The sequence below is a fragment of the Actinosynnema sp. NPDC023658 genome, from assembly GCF_040639995.1.
Taxonomy (GTDB): Bacteria; Actinomycetota; Actinomycetes; order Mycobacteriales; family Pseudonocardiaceae; genus Actinosynnema.
This window is the reverse complement of the sequence record NZ_JBFAAX010000218.1, coordinates 1-9,436: the sequence shown is the minus strand read 5'-3', so window position 1 is coordinate 9,436 and position 9,436 is coordinate 1. Positions and strand designations below refer to the sequence as shown.

The window sequence follows — 9,436 nt, the reverse complement described above, 5'->3', positions numbered from 1 at the left end:
AGGCGACCGGCTCGAACCGCTCCACGCCGTCGCTGTGCACGACCCGCGTCACCGGCGGCAACGCGGGGGCGACGCCGACCGGCACGGTCTGCTCGTAGCCGTCCGCGGAGCGCACCTCGTGGACCGACACCACGGCCCGCGCCCGCTGGTGCGCGCCGACCACCCGGCCGCTCACCACCTGCTCACCGACCCGGTCCACCCGAACGGCGTCCCACCGCACCGGCAGCTCCTTCGCGGAGCCGTCCGCGAAGACGCCCCGCACGGTGCCGGGCAGGTCCGGAGCCGTGCCCCGGGGTGTCCGCGTGACCACCGGCTGAACGCCGACCAGGCCCTTCGCCCCGGCCGGCGCGGCGAACACGGTCGTGCTGCCGGGCAACAACCCCGGGGACGTCGCCTTCACCGTGACGGGCCCGCCGCGCGCGTCCGACCGGACGATCGCCAGCACCTTGCCGCGGAACGCGGTCATGCCGTCCGCCCGGTACGGCTCCACGCTCTCCGGTCGCCCGTTGTCGACCCCGACGAGCTCGCCGCCGGTGACGGAGAACGTGACCCTGTCGTCCGCGCTCGGCACCACCACGCCGTCGCGGTCGACGACGTCGGCGGTGACGTAGGTGAGGGATTCGCCGTCGGCCGCGACGACCTCCCGGTCCGGCGTGAGCCGCACCGAGTCCGCCGCGCCCGCCGTGCGCACCGCGTCCCGCGCGACCTCCTTGCCGTCCTTCCGTGCGACCGCGACCAGCTCACCGGGCGCGAACGGCACGGTCCACGTCAGGTGCAGCTTGCCCGCGCTGCCGTTGGGGCTGGTGTAGCTGCCGGGGAACGGGCCGGTGGTGACGTTCTTGTCGTCACCGGACGGCTCGGTCGTCTCCAGGTACTCCTTGCCGTACGCGGTCTTCTTGTGGTCGAACGTCCGCACGCCGAGCGACCGGCCGTTCAGCAACAGCTCGACGGTGTCCACGTTGGCGTACGCCCACACCTGCACCGGGTCGCCCACCTCGTGCTCCGTCCAGTCCATCGGGACGACGTGCACCATCGGGTCGGTCGTCCACTGGCTCTTGAACAGGTGGTACAGGTCCTTGGGGAAGCCCGCGGTGTCCATCGCGCCGAACTGCGAGGTGCGCACCGGGAACACGCCGTCGAACGGGGTCGGCTCCCCGATGTAGTCCATGCCCGCCCAGAGGAACTGGCCCAGGAAGAACTTCCGGTCCCGGTCCTTCTTCAACCCGTACTCGCCGCTCAACGTCCACGAGGCCATGTTGTTGTCGTACGACGACGCCTCCCGCCTGCCCGGCGTCCGGTTCTCACCGGTGTTGAGCAGCAGCGGGTCCTGGTACGCGCCGCGGGTGGAGGTCGAGGACGACGACTCGGACTCGAAGATGAACTTGTCCGGGTACCGGGCGTGCAGGGCGTCCACCGAGCCGGCCGTGTTGTAGTTCAGGCCCAGGCCGTCCAGCGCGGTGAGGATCCGGTCCGGGCCCGACCCGGCGGCGGGCACCCGGCGGTAGGCGTCCGAGCCGAAGACCACCGGGCGGCTGGTGTCGATCGAGCGGATGTCGGCGGCCAGCCGCACGGCGGTGTCCGGGCCGAACGGCACCGTCCAGAAGTCCGGGATCTCGTTGCCCACCGACCACAGCACGACGGCGGGGGAGTTCTTGGCCGCGTTCACCATCTCCTTGACGTCCGCGGTGCTGTCGGCGTCGAAGAACCGGCCGTAGTCGTTGGCGACCTTGGGCTTGCGCCAGGTGTCGAACGCCTCGACCATCATCACGATGCCGAGCTCCTCGCAGAGCTCGACCTGCTCGGGCGACGGCGGGTTGTGCGAGGTGCGGAACGCGTTGACGCCCATGCCCTTCATCAGCCGGAACTGCCGGGCCAACGCGTCGCGGTGCACCGCCGAGCCGAGCGCTCCCTGGTCGTGGTGCAGGTCGACGCCCTGGATCTTGTGGTACTCGCCGTTGACGAAGAAGCCCTCGTCCGCGTCGAACCGGACCCAGCGGAAGCCGAACCGGGTGCTGGTGGCGTCCACGCGCCTGCCGGCCACCGTCACCTCGGTCTCCAGGGTGTAGAGGTTCGGGTCCGCCATCGACCACAGGGCCGGTTCGGGCACTCGGAGGTCGGCCTCGGTGGTGGTGCCGTCCACCGCCGTGCGCTGCCGTGCGACCACGCGCCCGGCGGCGTCCTTGACGCGGTGCTGCACGGCCACGTCCCGGGCGCCGCTGTCGTTGACGACGTCGGTGCGGACGTGCGCGGTGGCGTACCCGGAGGCGACCTCGCGCTCGACGTTCGGCGTGGTCACGAACGTGCCGTGCCGGGCGACGTGCACGCGGTCGGTGACGACGAGGTGGACGTGCCGGTAGATGCCGCTGCCGGAGTACCAGCGGCTGCTCGGCAGCTTGTTGCGCACCTTCACCGCGACGACGTCCGGCGTCCTGCCGTCGGTGTGCGCGCGGGAGGTCAGGTCGACGGCGAAACCGGTGTAGCCGTAGGCGTGCGAGGCGACCAGCGTGCCGTTGAGGTAGACCTCGGAGTCCATGTAGACGCCGTCGAACTCCAGCGAGACCGCCTTGCCCGCGGCCGAGCGCGGCAGCGTGAAGGTCTTGCGGTACCAGCCGAGCCCACCGGGGAAGTAGCCGGTGTTGCTGCCCGCCGCGGGTGTCATCTGCTGTTCGATCGACCAGTCGTGCGGCAGGTCCAGCGCGCGCCACGACGAGTCGTCGAAGCCCGGCTCGTCCGCCTCCGCGTACGCCGGGTCCTCGTCACCGGTGGTGTTCGCCAGGGCGAACTTCCACGACCCGTCGAAGCTCTCGCCGCGGACGGGGTGCGCGGCGGCCGGCTCGCCGGTCGCCGCCGGGCTCGACGCCAAGCCGGACGTGAGGAGGAGTGCGACCACCGCCGCCACGCCGCCCCGGAGCACACGCCTGTGTCTGTCCACCTGACCCTCGTCTCGCCGGTTCCAACCCGTGAACCCACAACACCGATCACAGAAGCGCGCCGAGCAACAGAACGACACAGTGCCGCCGGGCCAGGAGCCTGTCAATAGCCGTTGGAAAGCGCTTTCTTCACGTCCGGCCGACCTGAGCGTTCAACTCGGCCTACCTGGACGTAGGACTCTCGCGCTCCGAACGTAGGACTCTCGCGAGAGTCCTACGTTCAGCACGCGCGTGTCCTACGTTCGGGACGGGTGTGTTGAGCGTTCAGGTCGGGGGTGCGGTGCGGCCCAGGGTGCTCTGGCGGGCGATCAGCTTGTGGGCGGCGCGGACCTCGATGCCGGGCAGCGGCTCCGGGTTGCCGATCCGCGCGAGCAGCCGCTCCACCGCCGTGGTCGCTATGGTGACCTTGTCCGGCGAGATGGTGCTGATGGTCGGGTTGGAGTAACGGCCTTCCTCGATGTCGTCGTACCCGATGAGCGCGATGTCCTCAGGCACCCGCAGCCCGCGCTCCAGCACCTCGTGCAACGCGCCGAGCGCGACCAGGTCGCTGTAGCAGAACACGGCGTCCGGCGGGTCGTCCCGCTCCAGCAGCAGGCGCATCGCGCCCGAGCCGTCGGCCCGGTTGAACCTCGGCGTGCGGATGATCAGCGACTCGTCCACCGGCAGCCCGGCCTCGGCGTGGGCCTGCCGGTAGCCGAGGGTGCGCAGCTGGGCTGCCTCACCGGTCGGGTACGGCTGGTCCCCGATGGCCGCGACCCGGCGCCTGCCCAGCCCGATGAGGTGCGCCGTCGCCTCGCGCGACGCGGCCACGTCGTCGATCCCGACGTGGTCGAACGTGCCGTTGGACGACCGCTCCCCGAGCACCACGAGCGGCAACGTCGGGTCGCCGTCGTCCAGGTCGGCCTGCGCCAACCCCAGCGGACTGAAGATCATCCCGTCGAACAGCAGCGCCCGCGCTCCGCGCCGGATGAACTCGCGCTCGTGCGCCGGGTCGCCGTCGGTCTGGTCGATCAGCACGTTGTACCCGCGGTCGCGCGCCCTGGGGATGATCGCCTGGAGCAGCTCCGCGAAGTACGGCGTGTCGAGGTAGGGCACGACCACGGCGATCTGGTTGGACCGGCCGTTGGCCAGGTTGCGGGCCAGCACGTTGGGCCGGTAGCCCAGCTCCTCGATCGCCCGCTCCACCTTCTCGCGGGTCCGCTCGGTCACCCGCGCGTAGCCGTTGACCACGTTGGACACCGTGCGCGCGGACACCCCCGCGAGCTCTGCTACGTCACGCAGCGTGGCGTCGCGCATCGTTCTCCTCCGTCGGACCGGCGCGGCGGCCCCACCGCTACAGCGCTGCAAAGGAGTGTGCCCCGGCAGCCTCCGCCACGACAAGCCCGAGCCGGACGATGATCCGCGACCGTCTCAAATCTCATTTGAATTAACTTCAGGTGAGGTCTTGCAGCGCAGCAAAGCGACGTCCATAGTGCTTTGCAGCGCAGCAAGACCTGGTGCCACGGCGGTCGACGCTCCTCGGTTCACCCGAACCCGCCGGCCGTGGCGCAGCACCACGTCCGACCTCAGGGCACCTGTACGGGCCTCGCGGGGTCGCCGCACGTCCCTGTACGTTTCGCTCACGCACCGTGATCGCGATCGCGCATGCCCGGACGCATGCCGCGACGGAAAGGCGCACCCATGCCCGGCAGCAACTGGTTGGCGAAACTCCGAGGAGGGCTGGCCGTCTGCGTCCTGCTCGCCGTGGCCGCGTGCGGCGGGGCGGACGACGACGCCGGCGGGCCGGTGAAGGTGTCCGTCTGGGCCTGGTACCCCGAGTTCAAGGGCGTGGTCGAGGCGTTCAACGCCTCCCACCCCGACATCCGGGTCGAGTGGACCAACGTCGGCACGGGTCCGGACCAGTACGCCAAGCTCAAGACCGCGATCACCGCCGGCAAGGGCGCACCGGACGTGGCGATGGTGGAGTTCCAGCAGATCCCCACCTTCATCATCCTCGACGCCCTGATCGACATGGGCGAGCACGGCGCCAACGAGGACAAGGCCCTCTACGCCGACTGGGCGTGGGGCCAGGCCTCGGACGGCGACAAGGTCTACGCGATCCCGGTCGACGGCGGGCCGATGGCGCTGATGTACCGCAAGGACCTGTTCGACCAGTACGGCATCCCGGTGCCGAAGACCTGGGCGGAGTACGCCGACGCGGCGGTGAAGATCAAGGCGGCCGACCCGAACGCGCACATCGCGAGCTTCGGCAGCGACGGCGGCTGGCTGAACGGCCTGATGTGGCAGTCCGGCTGCCGCCCCTACGGCTACTCGCACACCACCGCCAAGGACCAGGTGAAGATCAACCTGACCGCGCCGGAGTGCGAGCGGGTCGTCGACCTGTACGGCGACCTCGTCGACAAGGGCCTGATGGCCAAGGACACGTTCTTCACCGCCGACGCCAGCGCCGCGCTGGACTCGGGCAAGTACTGGACGTGGGCCGCGGCCGGCTGGACGCCCGGCTACCTGGCCGGCTCGCTGAAGAACACCGCCGGCAAGTGGGCGGTCGCGCCGATGCCGCAGTGGACCGCGGGCGCCGACGAGCAGGGCGACTGGGGCGGCTCGACGTTCACCGTGACCAAGCAGGCCAAGAACCCGAAGGCGGCGACCACGGTCGCCCGCGAGCTGTTCGGCCGCTCCAAGGCGGCCTGGGACATCGGCCTGGACAAGGCGTTCCTCTACCCGCTGGTCAAGGACGTCGCCGCGGACCCCGCGTTCACCGGCAAGGCCTACGACTTCTTCAACGGGCAGAAGGTGAACGAGATCTTCGTGCCGGTGTCGGAGAAGTTGGGCGACTTCCAGTTCACGCCGTTCCAGGACTTCGTCTACAGCGAGCTGAACGACCGCAGCGCCGAGGCGATGTCCGGCAGCAGGCCGTGGAGCACGGTGCTGGAGCAGACGCAGAAGAACGTCGTCGCGTACGCCGAGCAGCAGGGCTTCAAGGTCAACAAGTAGGTCTCCGGCGGCCCGCCGCCGTGCTCCGGCGCCGCGGCGGACCGACACCAGCCCAGGAGGTTCCCCGTGACGCGGTCCGCACCGATCACGGCGCCCGCGGCCGACGACCCGCCGCCGGTCGCACCGGCCGAGTCCCGCTCGCGGCGCAGGTCGCGCCGGGTCACCGCGCACCCGGTGGCCGGGATGCTGTTCGTCCTGCCGTTCTTCCTCGTCGTCGTCGCCTTCCTGGTGGTGCCGCTGGGGTACGCGTTCTGGCTCAGCCTGTCCAGCAAGAGCCTCGCCCTCGGCACCCGGTTCAGCGGCATCGACAACTACGTGCGCGCGTTCACCGACCCGCTGCTGCTCGACGGGCTGGTGCGGGTCGTCCTGTTCGGACTCGTGCAGATCCCGATCATGCTCGGGATCGCGCTGGCCGGCGCGCTCATGCTGGACGCCGTCACCACGAAGTTCGCCCTGGCGTTCCGGCTCATCGCGTTCATGCCCTACGCGGTGCCGGCCGTCGTCGGCGCGCTCATGTGGGGCTTCCTCTACAGCCGCACGTTCGGCCCGTTCGCCGACCTGCCGACCCTGGTGGGCGGTGGTCCGATCGACTTCTTCAGCCCGGCCCTGCTGCTGGTGTCGCTGGGCAACATCGTGACCTGGGCGTGGACCGGCTACAACATGATCATCCTGTACTCGGCGTTGCAGGGCGTGCCGCGCGAGATGTACGAGGCGGCGGTGATCGACGGCGCCACGCCGGTGCAGATCGCGCTGCGGGTCAAGGTGCCGGCGATCAAGCAGGCCATCTCGCTGGCCGCGATCTTCACCGTGATCGGCACCATGCAGTTCTTCACCGAGCCGCAGATCATGGCCAGGTTCGCGCCGCAGATCTCGGCCGGGTACACGCCGAACCTGTACGCCTACAACCAGGCGTTCGCCTACTCGGACTTCCACTACTCCGCCGCGATCTCGTTCGCCCTCGGCTTCGTGGTGTTCGTGGTGGCCTACGCGTTCGTGTTCGTCAACCGCAGGCGGGGTGCGCGCAAATGACCGAGGGCCGAGCCGTGAAGCGGGCGAAGGTGAACACCCGCCTGCCGCACCTGCTGATGGGCGCGGGCATCCTGTACTTCCTGGTCCCGCTGCTGTGGGTGGTCGTCGCCGCCACCAAGAGCCAGCCCGACCTGCTCGACAGCCCCGCGCTGTGGTTCGCGGACTTCAACCTCGTCGACAACATCGAGTTGTTGTTCCGCGAGGACGACGGCGCCTACGGCAAGTGGCTGCTCAACACGGCGCTGTACTCGGGCCTGAGCGCGCTCGGCGCGACGGCGCTGGCCGCCGCCGCGGGCTACGGCCTGGCCCGCTTCCAGTTCCTCGGGAAGCGGTTGTTCGAGACCGCCCTGCTCGGCATGATCATGGTGCCGGCCACCGCGCTGGTGCTGCCGACGTACCTGATCCTGTCGGAGGTGGAGCTCGTCGACACGATGTGGGCGGTCATCCTGCCCTCGCTGCTCAGCCCGTTCGGCGCGTACCTGATCCGGGTGTTCGTCGCCGAGAGCGTGCCGGTGGAGCTCATCGACGCCGCCCGCATCGACCGGGCGGGGGAGCTGCGGATCTTCTGGCAGATCGCGGTACCGATGATGCGGCCCGCGATCGTCACCGTCTTCCTGTTCACGCTGGTCGCGACGTGGAACAACTACTTCCTGCCCCTGGTGATGCTCAGCGACTCCGACCTCTACCCGCTGACCGTGGGGTTGACCACCTGGTTCAACACCGCGCAGCAGGAGGCGGGCACCCGGATGCTGTTCAACCTCGTCGTGACCGGCTCACTGCTGGCCATCGTCCCGCTCGTCGTCGCCTTCGTCCTGCTGCAGCGCTTCTGGCGCAGCGGTGCGGCGGCAGGCGCCCTGAAGTAGGAGAACCGTGCTCAACGCCTCCCTGGTCCTCAGCCCCGACTACGTCATCGCGCCGGTGCGACGCCGGCTCTTCGGGTCGTTCGTCGAGCACATGGGCCGCTGCGTCTACACCGGCATCTACGAACCCGGCCACCCGACCGCCGACGAGGACGGCTTCCGCGGCGACGTGCTGGAGCTGACCCGCGAGCTGGGGGTCGAGCTGGTCCGCTACCCCGGCGGCAACTTCGTGTCCGGCTACCGGTGGGAGGACGGCATCGGCCCGGTCGCCGACCGCCCGGTGCGCCGCGAACTCGCGTGGCACAGCATCGAGACCAACGAGGTCGGCGTCGACGAGTTCATGCGCTGGGCGCGCAAGGCCGACGTCGAGGTGATGTACGCGGTGAACCTCGGCACCCGCGGTGTCGCGGAGGCGCTCGACGTGCACGAGTACCTCAACCACGAGGGCGGCACGCACTTGTCGGAGCTGCGCCGCGCCAACGGCTCGACGTCGCCGCACGGCGTGAAGCTGTGGTGCCTGGGCAACGAGCTGGACGGCCCGTGGCAGCTCGGCCACAAGACCGCGCACGAGTACGGCCGGCTGGCCGCCGAGACGGCACGCGCGCTGCGCCAGGCCGAACCGGACCTCGAACTGGTGGCGTGCGGCAGCTCCAGCTCCGCCATGCCGACGTTCGGGGAGTGGGAGTCCACCGTGCTGGAGCTGGCCTACGACCAGGTGGACCACATCTCGCTGCACGCCTACTACGAGGTGCTCGACGGCGACGTGGACAGCTTCCTGGCCTCGGCGCAGGACATGGACCACTTCATCGAGAGCGTGGTGGCCACCGCGGACGCGGTCGGCGCGCGGCTCAAGAGCAGCAAGAAGATCACGCTGTCGTTCGACGAGTGGAACGTCTGGTACATGAAGAGGTTCCAGTCCGCGCCGCGCACCGAGTGGGAGGTCGCGCCGCGGGTCATCGAGGACCAGTACGACGTCACCGACGCCGTGGTCGTCGGCAACCTGCTGATCTCGTTGCTGCGCCACAGCGACCGGGTCGCGGTGGCGTGCCAGGCGCAGCTGGTGAACGTGATCGCGCCGATCCGCAGCGAGCCGGGCGGTCCGGCGTGGCGCCAGACGATCTTCCACCCGTTCGCGTTGACGTCCCGGTTGGCGCGCGGGCAGGTGCTGCGGGTGGAGACGTCCTCACCGACGTACGCGACGGACCGCTTCGGTGACGTCCCGGTGGTCGACGCGGTCGCCACGCACGACCCGGACACCGGCGACACGGTGGTGTTCGTGGTGAACCGGCACCGGTCGGAGCCGGTGGACCTGAGGGCGGGCCTCGCCGCGTTCGGCGACGTCGAGGTGGCCGAGGCGTGGACGGTGCACGACCCGGACGGCTCGGCCACCAACACCGAGGCCGACCCGGACCGCGTGGTGCCGAAGGCGCAGCAGGCCGACGTCGAGGACGGCGAGCTGCACGTCGTCCTGCCGCCCGTGTCGTGGACCGCCGTGCGCCTCACCGGTCGGTCGTGACGGCGGTCCGCGTGGCCAGCGCGTGACCAAGATTACCGATCCCGACGACCGCGACGGAGTGCTTGCGGGTCAGCCCGAGGATCCGCTCGATGTGGCTCACGAGCACC

At 70.2% G+C, this 9,436-nt stretch carries 6 protein-coding genes and 1 pseudogene; 4 read left to right on the top strand and 3 right to left on the bottom strand.

Annotated elements, in window-relative coordinates:
• On the bottom strand, nucleotides 1–2,932 hold a 2,932-nt coding region (locus tag AB0G02_RS21375), incomplete at its 3' end, for a glycoside hydrolase family 2 TIM barrel-domain containing protein (RefSeq protein WP_360797099.1).
• Between the two features lie 262 nt (nucleotides 2,933–3,194).
• A complete protein-coding gene (locus AB0G02_RS21370; protein ID WP_360797097.1) occupies nucleotides 3,195–4,226 on the bottom strand; it encodes a LacI family DNA-binding transcriptional regulator in 1,032 nt (343 codons plus the stop codon).
• A 360-nt stretch (nucleotides 4,227–4,586) separates the two neighbouring features.
• On the opposite strand from AB0G02_RS21370, the gene AB0G02_RS21365 reads away from it, so the two are divergent.
• From AB0G02_RS21365 to AB0G02_RS21350, 4 genes are all read left to right on the top strand, one after another.
• Nucleotides 4,587–5,924 (top strand): extracellular solute-binding protein, encoded by a 1,338-nt coding sequence (locus AB0G02_RS21365; RefSeq protein WP_360797095.1) that lies wholly within the window; start codon nucleotides 4,587–4,589, stop codon nucleotides 5,922–5,924.
• A 66-nt stretch (nucleotides 5,925–5,990) separates the two neighbouring features.
• A complete protein-coding gene (locus tag AB0G02_RS21360; protein ID WP_360797093.1) occupies nucleotides 5,991–6,953 on the top strand; it encodes a sugar ABC transporter permease in 963 nt (320 codons plus the stop codon).
• Nucleotides 6,950–7,816, top strand: coding sequence for a carbohydrate ABC transporter permease (locus AB0G02_RS21355; protein ID WP_360797091.1), 867 nt, complete (start codon nucleotides 6,950–6,952; stop codon nucleotides 7,814–7,816). Before AB0G02_RS21360 ends, AB0G02_RS21355 begins: the two co-directional genes overlap by 4 nt.
• Nucleotides 7,817–7,907: 91 nt before the next feature.
• Entirely contained in the window at nucleotides 7,908–9,329 is a 1,422-nt protein-coding gene (locus tag AB0G02_RS21350) for an alpha-N-arabinofuranosidase (protein WP_360797100.1), read from the top strand.
• Nucleotides 9,330–9,342: 13 nt separating this feature from the next.
• On the opposite strand, the pseudogene AB0G02_RS21345 reads toward AB0G02_RS21350, so the two are convergent.
• Nucleotides 9,343–9,436: pseudogene (locus AB0G02_RS21345) on the bottom strand (redox-sensing transcriptional repressor Rex); the annotation flags it as partial.